This window comes from Enterococcus quebecensis, assembly GCF_001730365.1.
Lineage (GTDB): Bacteria > Bacillota > Bacilli > Lactobacillales > Enterococcaceae > Enterococcus_L > Enterococcus_L quebecensis.
On sequence record NZ_MIKB01000002.1, the window covers coordinates 45,617 to 69,407 of the forward strand.

At 33.9% G+C, this 23,791-nt stretch carries 22 protein-coding genes and 1 other annotated feature; of the genes, 7 read left to right on the forward strand and 15 right to left on the reverse strand.

Annotated features, from left to right (window positions below; translation table 11 throughout):
* Positions 1-7: 7 nt before the first annotated feature.
* Positions 8-1,903, forward strand: coding sequence for a fructose-bisphosphatase class III (locus BCR23_RS03025; protein ID WP_069634041.1), 1,896 nt, complete (start codon positions 8-10; stop codon positions 1,901-1,903).
* A 248-nt stretch (positions 1,904-2,151) separates the two neighbouring features.
* Positions 2,152-3,111 carry a serine hydrolase gene (locus BCR23_RS03030; RefSeq protein ID WP_167352146.1) on the forward strand — a complete coding sequence of 320 codons (960 nt, stop codon included), beginning with the start codon at positions 2,152-2,154 and terminating at the stop codon, positions 3,109-3,111.
* A gap of 193 nt (positions 3,112-3,304) precedes the next feature.
* On the opposite strand, the gene BCR23_RS03035 is transcribed toward BCR23_RS03030, so the two are convergent.
* The 10 genes from BCR23_RS03035 to BCR23_RS03080 form a co-directional block, all read right to left on the reverse strand.
* Positions 3,305-3,934: a V-type ATP synthase subunit D gene (locus tag BCR23_RS03035; RefSeq protein WP_069634042.1), complete on the reverse strand. Its 630-nt coding sequence runs from the start codon at positions 3,932-3,934 to the stop codon at positions 3,305-3,307.
* A gap of 6 nt (positions 3,935-3,940) precedes the next feature.
* Positions 3,941-5,317 (reverse strand): V-type ATP synthase subunit B, encoded by a 1,377-nt coding sequence (locus tag BCR23_RS03040; protein WP_069634043.1) that lies wholly within the window; start codon positions 5,315-5,317, stop codon positions 3,941-3,943.
* Positions 5,310-7,091, reverse strand: coding sequence for a V-type ATP synthase subunit A (locus BCR23_RS03045; protein ID WP_069634044.1), 1,782 nt, complete (start codon positions 7,089-7,091; stop codon positions 5,310-5,312). The genes BCR23_RS03040 and BCR23_RS03045 overlap by 8 nt, the downstream gene beginning before the upstream one ends.
* A gap of 177 nt (positions 7,092-7,268) precedes the next feature.
* Positions 7,269-7,580 carry a V-type ATP synthase subunit F gene (locus BCR23_RS03050; RefSeq protein ID WP_069634045.1) on the reverse strand — a complete coding sequence of 104 codons (312 nt, stop codon included), beginning with the start codon at positions 7,578-7,580 and terminating at the stop codon, positions 7,269-7,271.
* On the reverse strand, positions 7,570-8,571 hold the full coding sequence (locus tag BCR23_RS03055; RefSeq protein WP_069634046.1) for a V-type ATPase subunit: 1,002 nt from the start codon (positions 8,569-8,571) through the stop codon (positions 7,570-7,572). Before BCR23_RS03055 ends, BCR23_RS03050 begins: the two co-directional genes overlap by 11 nt.
* 454 nt (positions 8,572-9,025) lie before the next feature.
* Positions 9,026-9,607 (reverse strand): hypothetical protein, encoded by a 582-nt coding sequence (locus tag BCR23_RS03060; RefSeq protein WP_069634047.1) that lies wholly within the window; start codon positions 9,605-9,607, stop codon positions 9,026-9,028.
* Positions 9,608-9,620: 13 nt separating this feature from the next.
* Complete coding sequence (locus tag BCR23_RS03065; protein ID WP_069634048.1) at positions 9,621-10,094, reverse strand: V-type ATP synthase subunit K; 474 nt, start codon at positions 10,092-10,094, stop codon at positions 9,621-9,623.
* A 15-nt stretch (positions 10,095-10,109) separates the two neighbouring features.
* Positions 10,110-12,113, reverse strand: coding sequence for a V-type ATP synthase subunit I (locus BCR23_RS03070; RefSeq protein WP_069634049.1), 2,004 nt, complete (start codon positions 12,111-12,113; stop codon positions 10,110-10,112).
* A complete protein-coding gene (locus BCR23_RS03075; RefSeq protein WP_069634050.1) occupies positions 12,100-12,426 on the reverse strand; it encodes a hypothetical protein in 327 nt (108 codons plus the stop codon). The genes BCR23_RS03070 and BCR23_RS03075 overlap by 14 nt, the downstream gene beginning before the upstream one ends.
* A gap of 168 nt (positions 12,427-12,594) precedes the next feature.
* Positions 12,595-12,642: a sequence feature (sodium ion sensor (DUF1646 type); this cis-regulatory element may regulate processes involved in with the transportation of sodium ions), on the reverse strand.
* 241 nt (positions 12,643-12,883) lie between these two features.
* Positions 12,884-13,201 carry a hypothetical protein gene (locus BCR23_RS03080; RefSeq protein WP_069634051.1) on the reverse strand — a complete coding sequence of 106 codons (318 nt, stop codon included), beginning with the start codon at positions 13,199-13,201 and terminating at the stop codon, positions 12,884-12,886.
* A gap of 250 nt (positions 13,202-13,451) precedes the next feature.
* Here BCR23_RS03080 and BCR23_RS03085 point away from each other — a divergent pair, with 250 nt between their 5' ends.
* The 5 genes from BCR23_RS03085 (at position 13,452) to BCR23_RS14465 (ending at position 18,935) form a co-directional block, all read left to right on the forward strand.
* On the forward strand, positions 13,452-13,793 hold the full coding sequence (locus BCR23_RS03085) for a hypothetical protein (RefSeq protein ID WP_069634052.1): 342 nt from the start codon (positions 13,452-13,454) through the stop codon (positions 13,791-13,793).
* A 450-nt stretch (positions 13,794-14,243) separates the two neighbouring features.
* Positions 14,244-15,158, forward strand: a complete 915-nt coding sequence (locus BCR23_RS03090) for a helix-turn-helix domain-containing protein (RefSeq protein WP_069634053.1) — start codon at positions 14,244-14,246, stop codon at positions 15,156-15,158.
* Between the two features lie 566 nt (positions 15,159-15,724).
* Complete coding sequence (locus BCR23_RS03095; protein WP_240482521.1) at positions 15,725-17,176, forward strand: glycosyltransferase family protein; 1,452 nt, start codon at positions 15,725-15,727, stop codon at positions 17,174-17,176.
* 445 nt (positions 17,177-17,621) lie between these two features.
* Positions 17,622-18,134 carry a hypothetical protein gene (locus tag BCR23_RS03100; protein WP_069634055.1) on the forward strand — a complete coding sequence of 171 codons (513 nt, stop codon included), beginning with the start codon at positions 17,622-17,624 and terminating at the stop codon, positions 18,132-18,134.
* Between the two features lie 465 nt (positions 18,135-18,599).
* On the forward strand, positions 18,600-18,935 hold the full coding sequence (locus BCR23_RS14465; RefSeq protein ID WP_240482522.1) for a hypothetical protein: 336 nt from the start codon (positions 18,600-18,602) through the stop codon (positions 18,933-18,935).
* Positions 18,936-19,443: 508 nt separating this feature from the next.
* Here the strand turns inward: BCR23_RS14465 and BCR23_RS03105 are convergent.
* The 5 genes from BCR23_RS03105 to BCR23_RS03120 all read right to left on the reverse strand — a co-directional run bounded on the left by BCR23_RS03105 (position 19,444) and on the right by BCR23_RS03120 (position 23,788).
* Complete coding sequence (locus BCR23_RS03105; protein ID WP_069634056.1) at positions 19,444-21,030, reverse strand: DUF5776 domain-containing protein; 1,587 nt, start codon at positions 21,028-21,030, stop codon at positions 19,444-19,446.
* Positions 21,031-21,201: 171 nt separating this feature from the next.
* Positions 21,202-21,327: a hypothetical protein gene (locus tag BCR23_RS14965; RefSeq protein WP_276205073.1), complete on the reverse strand. Its 126-nt coding sequence runs from the start codon at positions 21,325-21,327 to the stop codon at positions 21,202-21,204.
* A gap of 215 nt (positions 21,328-21,542) precedes the next feature.
* Positions 21,543-22,298: a terminase small subunit gene (locus tag BCR23_RS03110; protein WP_071870082.1), complete on the reverse strand. Its 756-nt coding sequence runs from the start codon at positions 22,296-22,298 to the stop codon at positions 21,543-21,545.
* A gap of 130 nt (positions 22,299-22,428) precedes the next feature.
* Positions 22,429-22,944, reverse strand: a complete 516-nt coding sequence (locus tag BCR23_RS03115; RefSeq protein WP_069634057.1) for a hypothetical protein — start codon at positions 22,942-22,944, stop codon at positions 22,429-22,431.
* A 100-nt stretch (positions 22,945-23,044) separates the two neighbouring features.
* Positions 23,045-23,788: a hypothetical protein gene (locus tag BCR23_RS03120; protein WP_141706676.1), complete on the reverse strand. Its 744-nt coding sequence runs from the start codon at positions 23,786-23,788 to the stop codon at positions 23,045-23,047.
* Positions 23,789-23,791: the final 3 nt, after the last annotated feature.

A 23,791-nucleotide genomic window follows, 5' to 3' on the forward strand; every position in this document is an offset into this window, starting at 1 on the left:
CCTATAGATGAATGAATCTCAATCCAATGAATTGATTGCCGAACTTATCAATCTAGAGGCCATTTTGAATTTACCTAAAGGAACGGAACATTTTATCAGCGATCTTCACGGTGAATTTGATGCATTCAACCATATTTTAAGAAATGGATCTGGAAGCATTCGTACTAAAGTCCATACCCTTTTTGATCAAGAACTCTCTGTTGAACAAATGGATGAGCTGTGTTTTTTGATTTATTATCCTGAAGAAAAATTGCACTCTTTAAAACGATGCCAACAACTATCGAAAAATTGGTGGTTTGAGACTATTGAACACCTGTTGGTCATCGTTCGTTTTTCATCCAGTAAGTACACTCGCTCCAAAGTTCGAAAAGCCTTACCTAAAACCTATGCATATATCTTGGAGGAATTGATCTATCAGTATGACGAAGATACAGATAAAAAAGCCTATTATCGTCAGATTATCAAAAAAATTATTGAACTTGGTGAAGCTGAACGATTTATCACTGATTTGGCTTATTTAACTCAACGATTTGTGATTGATCACTTGCATGTAATTGGAGATATTTATGATCGAGGCCCTCATCCTGACAAAATCATGGACTCTTTGATGGACTACCACTCTCTTGATATTCAGTGGGGCAACCACGATATTATTTGGTTAGGAGCGGTGAGTGGATCAAAGGCGTGTTTAGCTAACGTACTGCGAATTTGTGCTCGCTATGGTAATCTTGATCTTTTAGAAGATGCTTACGGTATTGATTTACATTTATTAAAATCATTTAGCCGTAAAACTTATCAGGAAAATATCCATTTTAAACCTAAAGAAAATCCCTACAGAAGTCTTACCATTTGGGAGATAACTGATGCCATGAAAATCCAACAAGCAATGGCAATCATTCAAGAGAAATTAGAAGGACAGCTGATTAGACGTCGGCCGGAATTTCAAATGGATCATCGCTTATTGTTAGACAAAGTGAATAACAACACACTTACAATCCATAATCAGACATACAGTCTTGTAAATACTTGTTTTCAAACCATTGATTGGAAAGATCCTTATACGTTGACTTTGGAAGAAGAACTAATCATTACTGATTTAATGCGACAGTTTCAACATGCTCAAAAGTTAAATCAACATATGGCATTTCTCATAGAAAAGGGTTCTCTTTATCTTCCTTACAATCACAACCTACTAATTCACGGTTGTATTCCTCTTAATGAAGATGGAACTTTTCAATCTGTGATTTTTGATGGAAAAACATTTTCTGGCAAAAGCTTACTTGATTTTTTTGAAACAACCATTAAACAAGCCTTTGACCAACCGTGGCAAACAGAAGATTTTTCAACAGATATCGTCTGGTATCTTTGGTGTGGTGAAAGTTCTTCTCTTTTTGGAAAAAAAGCAATGAAAACTTTTGAACGCTATTTCATCAAGGAAAGTGAAACCCATGTTGAAGAAAAAAATCCTTACTATGAATTGAGAAACTGCTCGGAAATATGTCAACAGATTTTAAATGCATTCGATCTCAAAGAGACAGATGCCCATATTATTAACGGACATACACCTGTGAAACTGCTTAAAGGAGAATCTCCAATTAAAGCGGATGGCAAGATGATTGTGATTGATGGTGGATTTTCACGAGCTTATCAAAAAGTAACTGGAATTGGCGGGTATACCCTACTATACAATTCATTCGGTATGCAATTAGCTGCTCATAAGCCCTTCTCTGATAAAGAAACGGCTATTGAAAAAAATGATGATATTATTTCCACTAGACAAATAGTTGATAGACAATTGAAACGCTTAAAAGTAAGAGATACAACAATCGGTCACTCTTTGATTAAAGATACTGAGAGGTTAAAGCAACATTTGGAAAATCATGACCACTCTTCTTACTTATAGACAAAGAACTAAGACGACAATTTTTCGTCCTAGTTCTTTCTTTTTTATTGAAACAAATCATAAACACTATCTCATCATTTATCCTTTTAACCATTGTCTCAACAAATCTTGCAAAAGGAAGAGAAAAATGATTAAATGGTTGTGATCGTATTTTTTATTGAAAGACTTTAGCGGTTTTAAGCTTCCTTTAATCATTATTTGATATGATCCGTTTACAATCTAATTATTTAGAAAGGAACGAATGGTATTTGGAAAAAAAGAAAATGACGCTATACGGAATGATTTTCTCTATTTGTTTCTTTTTGATTGTTTCATTCTTCTTTTCTACTCATACAGTAGATTACGCAAACGAAACAGAAACGAGTGAAAAAATCAGCAAACCAACCAAGACTACCTCTTCTTCAATAGTTAAAGGCCCAGAACCACAAACACAAGAAAATCCAGAACTTACAGTCTTTTATCATAAAATCAATCAAACCATGACAGACGCTGTAAATTCCTTCAAAGGTGATGTAGGTATGACTTATGTAGATCTAACTACAGGTAAACAAATTTCGGTTAATGGAACGAAAGAATTTTACAGTGCCAGCACAATCAAAGTACCTTTAGCGATGATGATTGCTGATAAAGTGCAAGCTGGAAGTTTAAAATGGGATGATCAGCTTACTTTTAATGAAAAAGAAGATTATGAAGTCGGTACTGGGATCATCATCAATAATATTCAGCCAAAATATTCGGTGCGAACATTGCAGGAATATAGTATCACTTATTCAGATAATATCGCCAAAAATATGCTGTATGACACTTTTGGTGGTGGAGTCAAAGCCAAACAAGCCCTTTATGCTCACTTCTTGCAAAAAGAAACAGATTGGGATGATGCAAAGCTCACTTCTGAAGACGCAGCAAAAATCCTTAATATTTTATACAAAGAAAAAGCATCAAACTCAGAGTATCAAACAATTTATAACTATATGAAAAATACTGTTTTTCATGAACGAATGGATACGCCCATTACGTCTGGAAAAGTGGCTCATAAGATCGGTTCTTATGAAGGTTATCTCCATGATATCGGAATCTTAGAAACAGAACATCCTTTTATTCTAACTGTCTTTACTAATGGACAGACGGATGCTGGAATCCCCTTTATTTCGACTGTAACTGATCAACTATGGGCTGTACAAAGTAGTGACTATCCCCATGAAACATAAAAAATAAACTTAACTTAATCAACGTTAGTAGTAATAATAATAAAATACATTAGAGTTTCAATCAACTTTATTATATCGTCGTAGAAGCTGGATTTACTAATTATCGCGGTGATTACACTATTTTCATTGAAAAATAAAAAAACTAAGTGGGAACAAATGCACCTTGGCTTTGTTCCCACTTAGTTTTTTTAGCTTAACTGCCCATATTCTTGATTTTAATCAAACGAGTGATCTCACTCCGCTCATTTTCTTCCAATTTCATTTGAATATAATAAATCGTCTCCTCTAATTGAGGAATCGTCATATATTCTAACGCATTTACCCGACGGCGAGTCTTCTCAATTTCCTCTGACATTAACTGACAGGTTTTTTCAACTTCTGCTAATTCTAATAATTTCGGTAATATAGTCGAAATTTTATCAAAAGCACGATCAAGTTCAGCATTAGAATTTAAATAACCATAGTTCAACGGTGCTTCAACAACTGTTTCATCATAGTGAAAATTCATGATTGGAACAGTCACACTCATAATATTTTTTTCAATAACATCAAGTGTTACCTCATTTGCAGGAACTGCTACTAATTCTTCGATAAAGGCTTCATTCAGAGTAGCATTAGCTAAGACAAAATTAGATAATGCTGTCGTTAATTCTTGTTCGACATCAATCCGCAGTTGATTATTTTTTTTGACTAGTAAAATAAATCGGCGCATTAGTTCATCTTGTTTATCCTTTAATAACTTATGACCACGAGTTGCGGTTCCAAGCTGTTTCTTTAGTCGAGAGAGTTCCATTCGTGTGGGGTTTACATTTAATCGCACCACTTTCGATCACTCTCCTTCGGTCAAATATTCATCCAACATGTCATCTTTGATTCGTTTTAATTCTGTTCTTGGTAACATTGACAAAAGTTCCCACCCTAATTCTAATGTTTCCTCAATTGAACGATTCGCATAAAATCCTTGATTTACGTACTCTTTCTCAAAGCGATCCGCAAATTTTGCATAGATTTTATCTACATCAGACAGCGCTGATTCACCAAGTACAACAGCTAACTCTTTCGCCTGTTTTCCCTGTGCATACGCTGCAAATAATTGATTCATTGTCGGCGCATGATCGATTCGTGTTTTCCCTTCTCCAGTTCCTTTGTCTTTCAGACGAGACAATGAAGGTAGTACATCAATTGGCGGCTGAATACCACTCTTATACAACTCTCTCGATAAAATGATTTGTCCTTCAGTAATATATCCTGTCAAATCAGGGATCGGATGCGTTTTATCATCTTCTGGCATTGTCAAAATCGGAATCTGGGTCACAGAACCTTTTAACCCACGAATACGCCCTGCACGTTCATATAATGTTGCTAAATTTGTATAAAGATAACCTGGATAACCACGTCGCCCTGGCACTTCACGTCGTGCCGCTGAAATTTCACGTAAAGCTTCACAATAATTAGTCATATCTGTCATGATCACTAACACGTGCATCCCTTTTTCATAGGCTAAATATTCAGCTGCCGTCAACGCCATTCTTGGCGTAGCTATACGCTCAATTGCCGGGTCATTGGCTAAATTCATAAACATTACCGAACGATCAATGGCACCTGTTTGACGGAAATCTTCCATAAAAAACTCCGCTTCTTCAAACGTGATTCCAATCGCTGCAAAGACAACCGCAAAATCTTCATCACTATTCAAAACATTTGCCTGGCGTGCGATTTGTGCCGCTAATTCTTTATGAGGTAAACCTGAACCAGAAAATACGGGCAATTTTTGACCACGAACTAAGGTATTCAAATGGTCAATAGCAGAAATACCCGTTTGAATAAATTCATCTGGGTAATCTCTAGCGACAGGATTAATAACTTCACCATTGATATCTACCATTTTTTCTGGCAGAATCTCAGGTCCATTGTCTTTAGGACGACCTAAACCATCAAAAATCCGACCAACCATGTCTTCTGATACACCTAATTCTAAAGGATGACCTAAAAAACGAACTTTTGAATCTCGAAGATTGATGCCGCTAGTTCCTTCAAATATCTGAACCATCGCTTTGTCTCCATTAATTTCTAAGACTTGTCCACGACGAATTTCTCCATTTTGCATACGAACTTCGATCAATTCTTCATATTTGACGCCTTCAACCTTTTCAACAATCATCAAGGGACCAACAACTTCATTAATCGTACGATACTCTTTAATCATTCGTCATCCCTCCGTCTGCAACAATTTGTTTTAAAACTTGTTTGATTTCATCCACCAAGCTATCTAAGCGATCGATTTGATCTTCTGGTACATATTTACTTCTAGCAATTTGATCCCTCAAAGCGATCGTCCCATCCATGATTTCGGATAAATAGGCACCTAAAGCTAAAGCCGTTTGACCTTCTTTATAAAAGGTTAAGATCAAGCGAAGCATTTTGTATTGTTTTTCTCTTGAAGTAAACGTATCAACATCATCAAATGCATTTTGTTGCAAGTAATCCTCACGAATTGATTTAGCAACCTCTAAAGTCAAACGATCTTTATCCGATAATGAATCAATACCAACTAGACGAACGATCTCGTCCAATTGTGACTCTTCTTGTAAAATACGCATACCTTCCATAACCATATCAGACCAATCAACTTGTAATTGCTGATCTAAATATTTACCGACTTCTGAGTCATATAAAGAATAACTTTGTAGCCAGTTAATCGATGGAAAATGGCGTTTTTGAGCTAATGTTGCATCCAATCCCCAAAAAACTTTTACAACACGTAATGTGTTTTGAGTAACAGGCTCAGAAATATCCCCACCTGACGGAGAAACCGCACTGATTGCTGTTATACTCCCTTCACGATGATCTTTTCCTAATGCTACGACTTGCCCAGCACGTTCATAATATTCCGCTAAGCGACTACCTAAGTATGCAGGATAACCTTCATCTCCAGGCATTTCCTCCAAACGTCCACTCATTTCACGCAATGCTTCAGCCCAACGAGAGGTTGAATCTGCCATAATTGCCACAGAATAGCCCATATCGCGGAAGTATTCCGCAATGGTGATTCCTGTGTAAATGGATGCTTCACGGGCTGCTACTGGCATATTAGAAGTATTAGCAATCAATACAGTTCGTTCCATAACTGATTCACCAGTACTTGGATCAATCAATTCAGGAAATTCGTTTAATACATCCGTCATTTCATTGCCGCGTTCTCCACACCCTACATAAACAACCAAATCAACATCTGCCCACTTAGCAATTTGATGCTGCACCACTGTTTTACCAGCTCCAAAAGGTCCTGGAACTGCTGCTGCTCCCCCTTTAGTTACAGGAAAAAAAGTATCAATCACTCGTTGTCCAGTAAGTAAAGGTACGTCAGGATTTAATTTCTCTAAAATTGGACGACTACGGCGGACAGGCCATTTTTGCATCATTGTAAACTCTTTTTCACCGTTTTCTGTTTCAATAACATAAACAGTTTCTTCAATTGTAAACTCGCCTTGTCTCACTTCTTTTACTGTCCCATTGATTCCAAATGGCACCATGATTTTATGCGGAATCACTTTTGTCTCTTGGACAAGACCTATAATGTCACCCGTTGAAACCTTTTCGCCAACAGAAACACACGGTTTAAAGACCCATTTTTTCTTTCTATCTAAAGCTGGAATCTGAACTCCTCTGCTTAAAAAATCACTTTCTGTTACTTCTGCAAAAGTATCTAACGGACGCTGAATCCCATCAAACATTTCTGAAATCAACCCCGGCGCTAGTTCAACTGACAGTGCTTCTCCCGTCGTCACCACTGGTTCACCTGGTCCAATTCCAGTTGTTTCTTCATATACTTGAATCGAGGCAACATCTCCCCGCATCTCAATGATCTCTCCAATAACACCCAGTTCTCCAACATGACAAATATCCTGAATACTTGCATCAGACATATTCTCAGCCATAACCAAAGGACCGGATACTTTAACAATTCTACCAGTTTGCAAAATCATTCCTCCTATTCCTTAAAACTTAGCAGGCTCGTTTCGCTTCGACTAAAAAATAGGAAAATCTGAGAGTGGTATTTCTCGCCACAATCCGATTTTATCTTTTTTTCGAGGATCTAACCTGTTAAGCTAGATTAAACGTAAAGCTTAGTAAGCTCGTTTAATCTTTTCAATGTCTTATAATATATTCTGTCCAATCGCTCTTTCCACGTTATCCTGAATCTCTTTCAAACCAATCCCTTTTGTCCCACTATGACTTGGAATTAAGATGATCGCTGGAGTGACTTCACTTTTATAACGTTCGATTGTTTCAACAGCTTGCTCAGATGCATCTTCCGTAATAAAAATCACACCAAAATTATTTTTCGCCATCGACTCGATTGATTCTCTAACCTGTTTTGCAGAAATTGCATAAACAACATCAAAACCAAATAACTTGAATGGCATGACAGAATCCTTGTCACCAATTACACCTATTTTATATGCCATCTGTCATCCGCATCCTTTCTCTAACAACTTCTACTGGAAAATTACTTCGTTTGCTAACTAGAATCAAACGTAAATTCTTCCACTCCACTTCCTTCGCATTTAAAAATGCAAGTAGTGGCAACGGACCAAACGCCATAATTTTAGCTTTATCATACAAGCTTGTCAGATAATCATCTTTTACCTTTTCAAAAGAAACCAAGTCTAATTCTTTCGTTTCAGTAGAAACAATCGGAGTTACCAATCCACCATATGTCGTGCTAAGAATAAATTCGGTAAAGATGGATAAATGTTGTTCAGTGTATTCTAAAAATCTATCTTTAGTAATACTGCCTGAGCTAGATAAAACGGTTGACAAGAAATTTTCATGATGCCCTTGAATAATCCCTCTAGCCATAGTAGAAATATTCGTCAAATCGATAAATGCTGTAACTTCTGCCACAATATCATCATATCCCAACCTCTCAGCAAGTTGTCGCTGGAACGTCAAGAAGTTACGATCATAAATAATATCAACGGCTTGAAGTACAGACGATTCTTGAAAATAATCCAATACTTCGAGAATGGCATTCATTAAAGTTTCTGGTAGCTCGTTAGATACCTTTGTACGAATCGCACTTTTCAATGTCTCTATGGAATAACGTCCGTCATCAATAAACAAATGATCTAGATTTTTCCCTGTCAGTTCAGCTTTCGTTAAAACTTTCAAATTATGAAAAGTTGAACGAGACGTATAGATCGCAATAATTTCAGGTTCTGGAGCCATTTCATACAACCATTCATATAACTTACCTTTTTCTTTTGAATAAATATATTCAAATCTGTCCGCAAAATCATCCGTCATGTAGGTTCCATAAACAGTATTTTTTAAAATATCCTTTAGTTCTTCTATATTTTTTGCATTTAATAATTGTTCATATTGTGCCTTACTTAAAAGTTCTGTTTCTTTAAGACGAATCAAAGGATTGATTTGATTATAAGCAGTCTCTTTCATCATGATCCTCCTAAATTTAAAAGCTGAACAGGCTCGTCCAGTTTCGACTGAAAAATAGGAAATTATGACTGAGACGTTTTTTGTCTCTTTCATAATTTATCTTTTTTCCGAGAAGCTAGCCTGTGAAGCTAGATAATAGTGAAGCTGAACAGGCTCGTTCAGCTTCGACTGAAAAATAGGAAATTATGACTGAGACGTTTTTTGTCTCTTTCATAATTTATCTTTTTTCCGAGAAGCTAGCCTGTGAAGCTAGATAATAGTGAAGCTGAACAGGCTCGTTCAGCTTCGACTGAAAAATAGGAAATTATGACTGAGACGTTTTTTGTCTCTTTCATAATTTATCTTTTTTCCGAGAAGCTAGCCTGTGAAGCTAGATAATAGTGAAGCTGAATAGACTCGTTCAGTTTCAACTAAAAAAAGTGAAGCGAGTCGCTTAGCTCATTCAACACTAAATTTATTGAAACAGCATTTCAGCTATCTTAAAGCTCTCTGTTTTCTTGATTTCTTGAACAAGGCTAGGGAATAGAAAATTGTATTCAATACCATCTTTGGCAATGATAAATCCACCAACATTTGGTATATACTCTTTTTCCAGTACCAATCTCAGTTTGTCAGAAGTATGTTCTGCCAGCCATTGATCGTCTAATTTCTCTTGTGAATACTCACCTAACTTTAACCGAGCATCTCCTTCAACAGGTAACTGACTAATAATCTGCTTTACGAAAATTTGAAACTCTGCCTCTGTCCAATGATTCATTCGTTCGATTGCCTCTGAAAAAAGCAGTTCCAAATAACCTTGCTTTTGATTCAACGTCCCTTGTTTGATCTCTAATTGTTGACGATTTTGTTTTTGTTTAAAAGCTTTAATTGTTTGTTCTTCATTTTTTTCGATTAACTTTCTTTCTTGTAAAAAAAGCGCTTCTTCTTGCTCTGCAAACTCTTGGTCAATTCGCTTAATTTCTACTTTTTTCAGTTCTAAAACTTCAGTTTGACCTTTTTCTAGAATTTGTTCGACAATTCTTTCGATTGCATCCATTTTTTTCCTCCTGTTACTTCACATTTAGTACAAGTAAGAATGAGATAACGAACCCAAGAATGGCATATGTTTCAACCATGGCAGCGTAAATGATTCCTTTTGTTGCATGTTCAGGTTTTTTAGCTAAGATTTGAATCCCTGCTGCTGCAACACGTCCTTGAGCGATACCTGAAAATAGACCAGCAAAAGCAATAGGCAAAGATGCCACAAAGTAATCCAAACCTTGAACCATTGACATACTGTTATCTAAGTTAATAAAAATCAAGAAAGCAATTACGAACCCGTATAACCCTTGTGTCCCTGGTAATAATTGTAAAATCAATGCTTGTCCAAACTTTTCAGGCTGTTCCGTTGTTAATGCAGCCGCTGCTTCACCGGTAAATCCAACACCTTTAGCTGAACCGATTCCTGCTAAAATTGTTGCCATAGCCATTCCTAAAACTGCAAAAAGAATTCCACCATTGTTATTAATTAAGTAATCCATCATGTTTTTATTCCTCCACTATTCTTTTACTTTTGATTTTTTTTCGATATTCATGTACTTCTCTTCTGTTTTCAACGGCTTGAATGCGCGACCACCGCCGGTATAAAATTTCCCGAAAAACTCTACATATTGTAACCGTGCCCCATGCACATAAGCACTTAACAAGCTTAAAAAGAGATTTAAAGCGTGCAAGGCTACAATCAATAAGATCCCTACAGTGAAGCGAGCTACAGGCGGCATAAAGGCCACCAACATATTAAACGCTGCTGCAATACTTCCACCTGAAATCCCTAAGGCCATCAAACGTGTGTAACTGACTAAATCACCAATATAACCTGTTAAACCATACAATCCATATAGACCTTTAGCCAATCCTTTAATTTTTGATTTCGATTGAATAATCGGTACTACAATAATTGATATGGCAGAAATAACTGCTACAACAATTCCAATTGTAACCAACCCATCATTGTTAAAGATCAACATACCTAAGACGGAAATTAAAATCCCCACCAATAAACCTTGCCAAGCAAAACTTTCACTAATACTATCTAAATAGCGTTTTCGTTTAGTTAATTCAATTCCGTTGACCATCAATCCTGTTAACAGCTGGATAAACCCAAAAATAACAGACAAGATCAAGATTGTATTTACATCTTCAGTCGTTGATAAAATGGGAAACGGTAACTGAATGCCAAACATCATCTTGGGTAACGTAGCACCAAAGAACGAACCGTAGATAAAGCCCCAAATAATGGTTGGAAAAGACAGTATTAGAAAGAAATCCGCAAAACGTTTCATTCCTCTTGGTAACACCAGTAGTTTAAGCGCAAGCAATGCACCTAACAACATCAACACTCCATATCCAATATCCGCCACCATCATACCAAAAAATACCATGTAAAAAGGCGTCATAATTGGCGTTGGGTCAACTTCATCATATTTTGGCAAACTGTACATTTCCGTCAGCATTTCAAAAGGAGCTACAAGAGAATTATTTTTTAATTTCACAGGAATATCGGTCTTAATCTCATCCTCAGTTGGTTGATCAAAGGTAATATAAACCTCATCTATAGGCAATGCCTTTTGCAAAGAAGCCGTCAACTCCTGTTTCTCATCAATCGGAATCCACCCTTGCATAACAAAGAAATAAGACGTATTTAGCAGATGTTTTTTTGCGCCTTCTCGATGGATATACGCATAAGTCATCTCCTCAGCAAAATATAGTTCTTCCAAATGATTTCGATAAGAAGACAAGCTGATTTTCAATCTCTTTTCTTCTTCAACAAGTACGGTCAATTCTTCTTTATTTTTTTGATATGCCTCTTTTGGTAAAATATCATATGGATAACGAAACTCATTGAAGCTATATTTACTCGTGATTTCTTCCAGATCATCTGATTGACTCTTCAAATAAATCAAGCTGTAATAGACATGATTTTGACTATGGTAAATTTCTTCAACATAAACAGATGCTACCTTTTCTATATCCGCTAAAAAATCACTTTGATTGGCTGAATTGATTGTTCCCAATAAAAGTTCGGTACTCGCTAATGAATTGGTTTGTGGAATAATATCTAAATACTGCCAACGAGCTAACCATTTTTCCCTTGATAACAACTCTTTTCTTGTAGAATCAATCGTGTCCAGTCCCTTTTTAAGTGAAGCAATTTCTCTTAAATATTCAGTGATTCTCAACTCGTCAAAACTTTTTTCAAGAGAGCTTAATGTACGTATTTGCCTTTTTAAGGGCTTCTTTTTAGAAGAATTTTCACCAAATCGTTCAATGAATGTCAGAGCTTCCTGAATTTCCGTCAGCATTGATTGAAAATATTTCTTTTTACTTTCATCTTCCTCCACTACGGTTGACGCAAAATGTTTTTTTATATAAGAGCTATCTACATTAGAATGAAAAAAATCTTTGATCTCAATTGCCTGCAACCCTTGAATCGTTTGAAGAATCACTTCTTCTCTTTCAGCAGAAGCAATGATCGTCATTTTTTCCATTTTATTGACTGCCATAGATTGTTTTCACCCCTTCTATTACGTGATCAATGATAGATTCTTTGTTTTTCTCATATTTTTCTTGGAAGCTTAGATTTTGTTCTTTCGCTTCACTTAATAAAACAACCTTTTCTTTTTGAAGTTGTTCGTTTTTTTGAGTTTCTAGCTCCTGCAGCACAGCTGTTACTTTCTCTTGACTAACCTCTTGTTTTTTCTTCAAGTCTGTTGCTTTTTTTTGTTCATACATAGCCAGTTCTTCTTTAAGCGTTTGTCTCATTTGATCCACTTGCTCTTCTGCATCTCGTATCTTATCTAATGCTTCTAAAACCATTTTTTCACCCCTATCATTTGATTACTCAGTATTCCTCTCTATTATTGAACTTATCACCCTTTTTTACAATCAAAAAGGGAATAAACTGTGTTTTTACTTAGAAAAAACACAACTTATTCCCTTAAAAACTGATTGAAAAATAAAAAAGGGCGTAAGTCCAAAAAATCGTTCTTCTCACCCCTTGAAGAACCTGATCCTTGAAGCTTGCGCCCAACCATTTTTATTTATATGTACTCATCTTAGCAAAAAAAAAACGAAATTACAACTTCTTTGAAAGTAAACTTTACCTGACCACTATAAAAAGAATCCCATCTTCAAACGAAGATGGGAAAAGGAGTTTTACTCATGAGAGTAAATGAAAAAAAGTTGTTGTTAGGATACCATTATCCTACTATCCTATTTTTATTTTTACAAATGAAAAGCATCCCAAATTCTAAAAAATGCAATATTTTGTATTTTAGAAAAAGAATGCCTCTAAATCGTATGCTGAACCACCGATCCGTTCAATAATAGCTTCCATCCATACATCTGTAAACCAATCATATTGAATTTGATTGATAATACTTTTTTTCAACTCATTAATTAATGTCTCACTATCCATTTGTCCATCATAATATGAATCCATCATTGTTAGAACTTTCGCATTACTATGCTGTTGAAATTTGTAGATACGACCTTTTTCTATGTAATAGAACCAATGATTAATGATAATCGCAAATCGTTCTTCTTTATTTTCTATTAATGTGATAAACATCTGAGGTGTGATTTTCTTCATTTTTTACTACTCCTTTTGAAATTTGTCCGTTTATTTCCAAGTAGAAAAGTCCCTTTTAACTTATTAATACACTACTTTTATACTGATTTTTCGTACCTATCATTTTATCATAACAATGACATCGATGTTTAAAAATCTAGCACATAATTCTCAAAAAAATGTCCAGCCTTCATCTTTTAGTCTAAAATTAACTACTATTTGGTATAATGTAATTGTACCTCTATTATTTTATCGATTGGAGAAACAAACAATGAATCAAAATTTGATAAAAGTAACAACAACTTTTCAGAATACATGGTTGATTAACTTAAAAAAAGATGCATTTGCTGATGAAAACGATATTTTATTTGGTGATACCTTACGACTTTCCATTTCTAAAAACGATTCTTATTACTTTTCAGAAGCAATTGCACTAACCTACAGTAAAGATATTTTATCTATTGACGAACCCACCGAAGGAGAAATTGAATTTTTTTACGCTATGAAAATTGCTCAAGAAAAAATGTTTTCAAAGACATTAGCTGCAAAATATGGCTTGGAAAAATACCTAATTCCAACACTAGCAACCGATAAGTCAACAGAAGACAAATAAAATAATAGCCTCTGATTTACTTCATTCAACAGGAAAAGTAAATCGGAAGCTACTATTTTGCACTTTTTTTTGTTACGCACTTTTTATTTATACATTTATTTTTTAGTTAAATTTTTTTGTTCACTAGAATAATTTGATAGCTTGAATTCAAATAGAACCACTATACTTCTAGCCTCCAACGCAAATTACGTAGACGCTAATAACTCCTGACACCAAAGTCAAGAAAGAAATCATTACAGACACCTCCATATTTAGTTTTTGAAAAAACAGTGTTTGCAAACAAATAAATTCCCTTAAGTAAAGAATAGCAAACAACAAACGAAATTGAAAGTAAAAAAATCTCAAAATGCGAAATTAGCATATTAAATATAAAATATTCAGAATTTCTTAAAAAAAAGAGAATATAACACTTGTTTTATGCTATAATCGCATAAAAAAGGAGGAAAAGCCTTGAATATCATAGATACTTTGCGTTTTTTTAGATTGAAGTTAAAACTTACTCAAAAAGAAATGATGCCTGAATATATAGACCCTTCAACATATTCAAAAATTGAAAGTGAGCGACGCGCCTTAAAGATAAATGAATTAGAAGAAATACTAAGTCACATCTCTGTTAATAGTGAAGAATTTTTCCGTTTCGCAACGTTTGATAAAGAACAACAGGATTTTAGAAAATACTTTTATTATTGTGCAAACCATTTAGAAAATAAAAGTACAAAGCAAAAGCTACTAAGCTATTATTTTTCTTTAAAAAATAAAGAAGAAAAAACACTACGAGAACTATCAAATTATATAGCAATTAAAAACTTTTTTCATGATCATTGGGATGAAGTAGAAGAACTTACTCAAAAAGAAATAGCGAGTACTCTAGATGGCCTACTGAACAAATCATTTTACCTTCAATACGATTACGCAATAACAAATAATCTTATTCGATTTTTTAATGCAAAGGAAGCTGATTTACTAATTACTAAAATGTTTCCAATTAAATATGAAGAACAACGTGATTTTACTACAAAAAAATTCGCTCATAGTATCCTAATTAATTTAATTACTTTAAAGTTATATGCAAAAGATTACGAAGGTGCAGAGAAGTACATTAGACTAGCAAAGAAACAAGACAAACAAAATGAAAATTATAATTTCAAATTAAATTTACAATACTTAACAAATCTTTTAAATTATCTTCTTGAAGGCGAACCTGTTTATATGGAACGTGTTTATGATTTCATTCATTTGCTAGAAAATGCTGGCGATGTTACACATGCAACCAATGTAAAAAAAGAAGTCAAGATGTTAACTCATGAGAGGGACAGTGAAAACTTATTGAATAACTACACAATTGGATTATTGAAGGAAAGTTAACCTTTTAATCAAAAAACGCCGATTAAAACAGTATATCCCACCTTTTTCAAGGTGGGATAAGGAGTATTACTCGGATTGAGTAAAATGAAAATACTGTTAGGGTACATTTATATTAACACTTAATGTTATAAATATCAACCCTTAAGTAATTAAATATTTTTTATTTGTTCACCTACCATAAATAAACCTCAATTTGAGTCATTTTTTCAGACTACAAATAAATCAATTTAAACGACTCCTCTTCCCAGAAGTCTGTTATACTCATAAAACCTTTATTTTAATTAAAGAAGACCTTATTTTCAATGAATATCTTATATTAATATTCATTTTTCTGTTAAAATAAAAAAAACATACAAAGCAGGCGAACTCACTTGAATATTAAACAAAGCAAAACAAATCTTGTTATTTTACTTATCTTGTTGTGGATAAGTATGATTTCTATTTTCCCTTATTTTTTTAACAACTACATTTTCAGTCAAGATGATCTCTTGTTTCATCGAACCAGATTAGAAAGCTACTATGAGGCAGTCAAACATCTGGACTTTTTTCCAAGGGTTTTTCCTAATATGGGGTTGAATTTTGGATATGGTGCAGATTTATTTTACCCATCACTTCTATTATTGCCGTTTGCTATTTTTCGAATAGTTGGGCTCTCTTTTGTTCCTTCTTATTATTTATATCAATTACTAATTAGTTTGATCACGGCAGTTTCATCTTATTATTTTTTGTATTCTATAAAAAACAATAAAAAGCAGGCATTGCTATTTTCTTGTTTCTATACACTGTCCACCTATCGATTAATCGATCAATCTGTTCGAGCGGCTCTTGGAGAGACCTTAGCTTTTGCCTTTTTGCCATTATTTGTTTTAGGCGTCTACTCTATTTTTTATAGCGATAAACATCGTTGGCAGTTATTGGCGGTCGGTATGAGCTTCTTGATTGCCAGCCACTTGATTACAGCTTTCTACTCTTTTATGCTACTACTTCTTTTTTTATTGATTAATTGGAAAAAGTGTAAAGAATTACAAATAAGAAGTTTGATTAAAGCGGGCCTGCTAACCGTTGGATTATCTGCTTGGTTTTTGCTTCCTTATTTAGAGCAAACCTATCAATTGACATTTAATTTTGCTCGCACAACCTTATGGACAAGTGGCTTGAACTTTAGTTTAGGGAATTTATTCGTTAATAGTCTTGCAAATTTAAGTGCCCCTTTTACGGAGTTAAAACCAAATATTGGTGTATTCCTACTTTTCGCAGTTATTATTGCAGGTTTCAATTATCCTAAATTAACACCTAAAAATAAACGCTTAACATTGATCACAATCTTTTTAATTGTTCTAGCTACAAATCTTTTTCCTTGGGCGTTGTTTAAAATATCTATTTTAGCAAAAATCCAGTTTCCATGGCGAGTATTGTTATTTGCTTCTTTCTTTGCCAGTCTGCTTGCGGTTAATTTGATTGAACAATTCCGTTTTCTTTCTAGTAAGGATGTGTTTGTATTTCTCAGTTTGACCAGTCTTTTAACTATTGGTTTTAATGTAAATAACTTAATGCAAAGTACTAGCCAGAATAATATCACAGTAACAAATAAAAATTATTCTGATTTTTATGAATCAGAAATTGGACATGGAAAAGAATATTTAGTCAAAGACACTGATTTTAAAAAATACTTTGCATCGCCTAGTTTAATTATTGATGGCGTTCCTTATAATGATGCGTTGAATCAAACAGTAAATCAGTATGAATTTAGTAAGTACGCTTTACGAATAGATGGTACCAAAGAGGTTCAATTGCCTAAATTTTATTACAAAGGCTATGAAGTGAAAGAAAATCAAAAAGTCATTAGTAATTACAATAAAGCTGGTCTTGTCACTGTTAGACTTGATCAAGGTGTTCATGATATTACTATTTCTTATAAAAAAACTACCATTCAAAAAGTTTCAAGTATTTTTTCGGTACTACTGTCTTGGATAATGATTTTTTTGTATTTGATTAAATGGAAAGCGAAAGATAATTGATCGTTTCTACTCATTTAATTTTGAATTGATTGGGCAATAAATCATAATGATTCTCTCTAGAAAGTTGCATGTGAATAAAAAAATCTTTATCAACTTATTATTGATAAAGATTTTTTTAATTATTTTATAGATTAAAATCAATGTCGCTACAGTCAACATATATATTTGCTTTTAAATGTAAACTAGAATTAATGCCTGTTTTTACTGATTTTGCTGAATAATTAATTAAGGAAAATTTTTCTGTGCCCATTTCCAATCCTACTAATGGATACTACTAAATTTCCATAGACAGTTTCAGTTCCATTAGTAAAAAACATTCTATACTTTAACTCTATCTTTCACCGGCTAATACATAAAATATTAGATATGAAACTAGGTATCCCTTGACTAAAAACCGTACTTTAAGATAAAATTATATTACAATAAATAAAAGGAGTGATTTGTTTTGAAGAAGAAATTATTGGTAGCAGGATGTTTAATCGTGTTTGGTTTGGTTATAGCACCTAAAGGAGCAAATGCAGAAGAACAAGAAACTATTAGGCTTAGTGCAAGTGGAGTAACTAGAGGTGCGCCTCAGGTCAAAAAGGTAACGCTGAATTCAGGTCAAGCTGTTGAAATTGAAATAGGGGCCTTTAAAAGTGATATGATTTTTTCTAAATATGTTGTAAAAGTCGCTGTTGACTCAACAGAAAAAGAAAGTTTTGTTTTTCGAAGAGATATAAGTTATCCCTACCAACCTCGGAAGCATTTACAACAGTTAGTTTATGACAACAAGGCTACATTTTTTATTAGTGCATTAGATTATAAATTTGAGAATGCTTCTTGGGAAGGAAGAGAATATATAAGAATAACAAACTACTCAGCGCAACCTTTGAAGTATACTTTAGCAGTCAATTCAGGTTTGCAACTGATGGGATCAGAGTGTGTAGATTACAGCGACATTGATTTTAACTTATAAAACAAACAAGGAGACAGCTTAAATAACAGCTATCTCCTTTTCTATGCTATAACTTTAATTGAATACATAGCTATATGTCTTTTAGCTGTAACATTTCTTCTTGAAAGTTTTTCTATGGTTCTGTTGCAAAGTTTAAAAATACACAATAATAATTTCTTACTTATAATATATCTATCTAAAAAAAATTGATGTTAAGTTATATGTATTGCGGTGCCTTATTTTTTACATTAAAATTCAAAAAAGGGGTACGTAATCATGTTAAGTAATTTTTGGAAAGGATTCTTTTTTCGCTGAAATTGAAGGATCAAATAAATTTGATTCACTAACTTTTGAAAAATCTATTACTTTTTTTATGGAGAGAATGGAACTGGAAAGTCAACTCGATTAGAGGCTATTGCGGTGAGGGCTTTAATCATGAGGAAGACAGTGTTACTTTTTCTACAAATAATATTCACAATTATTTGAATGTCTCAAAAACATTACGTTATGTTAACTTCGTTTCTTTTGAGTGGTGAAAGTTTTTTAAACCTAGTTAATCACCGCTTCAGAGGAAGAGGAAATGGATTATATCTTTTAGATGAACGAGAAGCCGCACTTTCTCTTCAGCGTCAGCTCTCTTTTATGTTATCTATAAAGAATTTAGTTGAAAAAGGTTCACAATTCATTATTGTTACACATTCATCTATACTACTTGCCATGCCTGATTCGCCAATTTTTTCATTTGACGAAGGAAGACCTATAGAAATTTCACATGAAAAAAGTATGCCGTATGAAATAACTTCACTATTTTTAAACAACTAAGGTAGGATACTTTCTCAGCTATTTGATAAATAATCTAAATTTAATGTTCTAATTCCTTTTCTAGCACCTTGAATGAGAATCATTTAATTTTTATAAACAAAAATAGTTAATGGTTGTCAGAGTTAATTGCTTTAAGGATGAAACAGTCAACAACTTTGCTACTCTTGTAAACTTATAATTAATCGTGTGGTCATATCTTGGTCAACCAAAAAAACAGGTGCTAAAAACGTGTTATGATACCCTAAAGATAAACGTTTCTAGCACCTATCTTTAAAAAACGAGTGGATACGGCGGGAGTAAAAAGACTAATGCTAACTAGTGCTAATATACACTGAAATATATCTTTTTTGCTCTTTATTAATACTAACCAATACGAATAAATAAAAACGAAATGGCATTCAAAAATTAGGCGTTGTGAGATGCAAAAAGTTACTGATAATCAGTAGCTTTTTTTACTATTTACACTTATCGTACAAGTTCATATGATTTTTCAAACAATTGGTTTATTTCACTTAACTAAACTTACGTATTGCTTATTCGCTGAAACATAGCCTTTGTCAGTAACCAATCTTGGCCAGCCATCCTTACTAAAAATGATACTTTGAACTGACAGTATTGTACCTTTATTTATCTTTTGCTTTTGAGTGCTGGTGGAAAAAGAATCTTTATCCCTATAACTCCAAATGTTCTCTTTAACTTCTACTTTACCAACAGTAGTAATATACTGATCAATATTACTAATTACCGGCTTTACGTATCCCTTATTTGCCGAAATATACCCAAGACTTGTAACTAATCTTGGCCAACCATCTTTACTGTATGCAATATCTCGAATATCTAACATTGTATCTTTTGGTATAGATTTTATTTGGGTTTCTTTAGAGAACGTATCTTTATTACTATATACCCATATATTTTCCTTCGTTACCAATTTTTGTGGAGTAGTAATATATTGGTCCACATTACCAACTACTTTAACAAAAAAATCTTTATTAGCCGAAAGATATCCTTCATTCGTGACTAATCTAGGATAGCCACTAGCGCTGAAATCAATAGCTTTAACATCAACAATTGTATATTTAGGTATTGCTTTTTTTTGAGTGTTAGCTGTAAAATTATCCTTATTATTATATACCCACGTATTCAGTTTTGCTGCATATTTACCAGAGTTAGAATGATATTGATTATAGTTTATTGAAGGATTTATCCATTGCTGAATTAATCTAAAATTAGCATTGTTAATCTTTGTCCCGAAATTATTTTTCGCTCCTGCATAAGCATGTACTGCTAAAATCTGACCTTTATTATTATAAACACCACTTCCACTAGACCCACCTGTTGAATCTAAGGTATAATAAACATTATTATCTGTATGTTTTAAAATATTCCCAGTTTCGGTACCCATTCTTTTGTTTAGATCTCCATGGTAGCCAGAAAGAGTAATTGGACTTGTCATCCCTGTGGTTAAACCAAACCAACCTACAGAATTTCCAATACTACGATCTAACTTAATTGCTCCAATATCGTATGCAGAACTAGAATTTTCAATCCACCCTTTAACGCTCATGAGTTTTTTCGAGTAAGCAACGCCATAAGGGGCGTAACTTCCATTATACCCTGGGTAAACTTCGACACTTGTCGCCCACCCTCCATCATTCTTGCTATAAATGCAATGTCCAGCTGTTAACACAGTATCAGAAGAAATCATATCGCCACTGCCTATATAACGTTTTCCGTTTGGAAACTTCATACTTAAAAATACTACTTTTCTATAAGGGTTAACAGTAGTGTCTGCAACTATTTTCCTGTTGTCAGAACCTATAATTTTTTCAGGCTCCGCAGATGGCGAACCATCTTCCAGATCACTAATATATTCTACATCATTTGGAATATCTGGAATTACAGCATTTTCAGTAGTTACCCCAGTACCTTCATAGCCAGACGATTCAAAATCATTTAAAGAATACATTTCCATGTTGTAATAATCTGTAACTTCATTATTATTATCAACAGTATCTAATTCACTTTCTGCAAACGTAGTCCCCCCACATGATAAACCCGCAAAAACAAAAACTCCAAACATAAATTTTTTCATTTATTCTCCTCCTGTTTATCTAATGTACACATATGAATACAGATATTTAACACAAAGTAACAACTATATTCATATATTATAATAACTTATACAAATTCTTTTATCAATGTATTATTGGATAAATAATTGTGTCGAAATTATATTTACAGACTCTGTTTGAAAAAAATATTTCTAATTAAAAAATCCTCTACCCCATGTCGTATCGATCTGTCCATCATCGGGATTTACAGCAATATAGCGCCGTTTGCTGCTACTAGCAACGTAACTGATCCACGCTGGCCATAATATAGCTATCATACGGGATCGCCATACGTGCACTGTAATAATCTAATGCTGTTTTACCTACACCTTGTCCAGATCGGACAGATACTTTAGGATGCTTTGCTAGATCGCCTAAAACATCCTTTTGTCATTCGTCAGGGTTCATAAAAAGAATATTCTGAAAGAATGCTGTAGGTTTGTCATAGTAGTAGTCGATCGCTGCTCCAATATCAGTAAAAGGAACAAATTCATTATCCATCGTTATACACCGCCCGTTTATTAGCAGCGTTGATAACCGCTTGTTTCCAATCATTAGATGCTTCACCTTCTTTTGGACCACTTAGTTTATTATGTTGAGCCTGTCTCAATGCATCGCCACCCAAGTATTTCATAAGCTCGCTCATGGCCTTATGCTTATCACATAACTTGACTGACACACCGTCCTTACCCTTTTTGACTTCTTGTATCAAAGTGCCGTCAACCTCATTAGAATCCCTAAACCTTACAAAGGATACAGGACGTTCTTCTACATCATCAAACTCAACTAATTCTTGTCCAAATTCTGTGAAATCAGCAATATCAGTAAAGGCTTGTTTTACATACTCTTGGATCAAGTCTTTAACATCGACAAATGTTTCTTGTTGCAACTCTGCTTTGAGCCTATGCAATTCTTTTTTTATGCTATCATTTGCTATCATTCTAGCTCCATTGGCTCTGGCTGAATTATAATCACATTGATAAGCTTTAGTAATATTAAAGTGTTGCAAATAAAATAAACAGAACATCTTTTGCTGTTCCGTTAAGTCGTCATTCTCTATTACTCGTTGCAACTTCTTTTTGTGTGCAATCTTTTTCTTTTTGGTCGCCCCCTCTTTATCAGGAGGTGCATTCCACTTGCGAGACTTCCACGACTTAACTGTGTTGATAGATACTCCGTGTTTCTCTGCTATGTCTTTGTATTTCATTCCTTGCTTATAAGCTTCATAAGCTAGTTCCCATTTCTCCACAAATTTAACACTCTCTTTTCTATGTATTTAATTATGTTATAATACTCTTGCATTGACGTAGCCACCTAGCAGCAGTATAAACCAAAGCACAAGAAAAGGAGATAGCTCAACGGCTATCTCCTTGTTTGTTTTATAAATTAAAATCAATGTCGCTGTAGTCGATACACACATTTTGTTTCATATGCATTCCGGATGTGATACCAATTTTGAATTTCTTCGGTTTTACCGAATAATTAATTATTGTAAAACGCTCAGTGGCCGTAGCTACTGGATAGTTTAGGTCAGAAGCAGGAGAATATTTATACTCATTAACTGTATTATTATTATTACTCATACTAGTTGTTACTGTTTTCACTCCGTTTAAATATCTGTCATGCTTGAACACAAAATAATCATTTTCAGGATTTTCTGAAGAATATTTAAACAAAATTTTTGTAGCGAAATCACTTGAATTGATCGATCCTACATCAATATTATATAATTGACCTGAAATTAAGGTAACCTCACGTACAACGACCGTTGCTCTGCCATTTAAATTAATTTTCTCCCCATTTAGTTCTGCACTTTCCGCATTAACAGAATTCATACCAACAAATAAACCAAATACCACCAAGGAACTAGCAACAAACAAACTTTTCTTCAACATAAACGCACTCCCTTTCTTTTTGTAAATTAATTATAACACAAAGAATGAATTGACGAAAATGAAAAGCCACCACATAAGCGATGACTAAGTTATTTTGCTATCAATTATCTAAATCCAGATATAAGGTCTCATAAATTTCTTGTTTTGTATCAAAATCTATTATTATTAATTCAAGAACACTAATGATAGGATTCTTTGTAGTATTTATCTCTATCCTTTTTTTGCAAAAATAGGTTTTCTCTTCTAAAAACATTTCTTTCCAAGTTTCCTCAGTATCTAAATTCCCGTTTATTTTAAAAGGATACATATCACCTGAAACTACATTAAAATCTGAGCTACTAATTACATCGATTTTCCCGCTCTGGCTTTTGAAATCTCCTCCATAAATTTTACCTGTAATCGTGATTACCGAATCTTCTGTATAAGTTTGCCTTGAAAATAACTCCTTGTCTTCTGGAGTAAATTTAAAATCATCGTGTGTATCACTATTAGTAAACTCAACTGAAGATATTTGATCCCCATCAACCATTTTAGCCATACTAGCAAATTCAGGGGATAGTTCATCTGCTAACCGATCTACGCCTGGATAAACATAAATATTTACAGTGCTATCAGAAACATCTTTCACTAAGAAGTTATTTCCGCCAGTATCAGTAGTTTGTGTAATGGTCAACTCCTTTCCCTCCTTTGCTGCAGTTATTTTGGCCTTGAGAAATTCATATGATGATTTTATTGAATTCCATATAATTTCTTTATTTTCAATAATTAATGGTATGGCAGGAACGATTATATCACTGTACGCAATTTTCAGTCCTGCGATTAACGAACCTTCCTCTACGTTCATCAA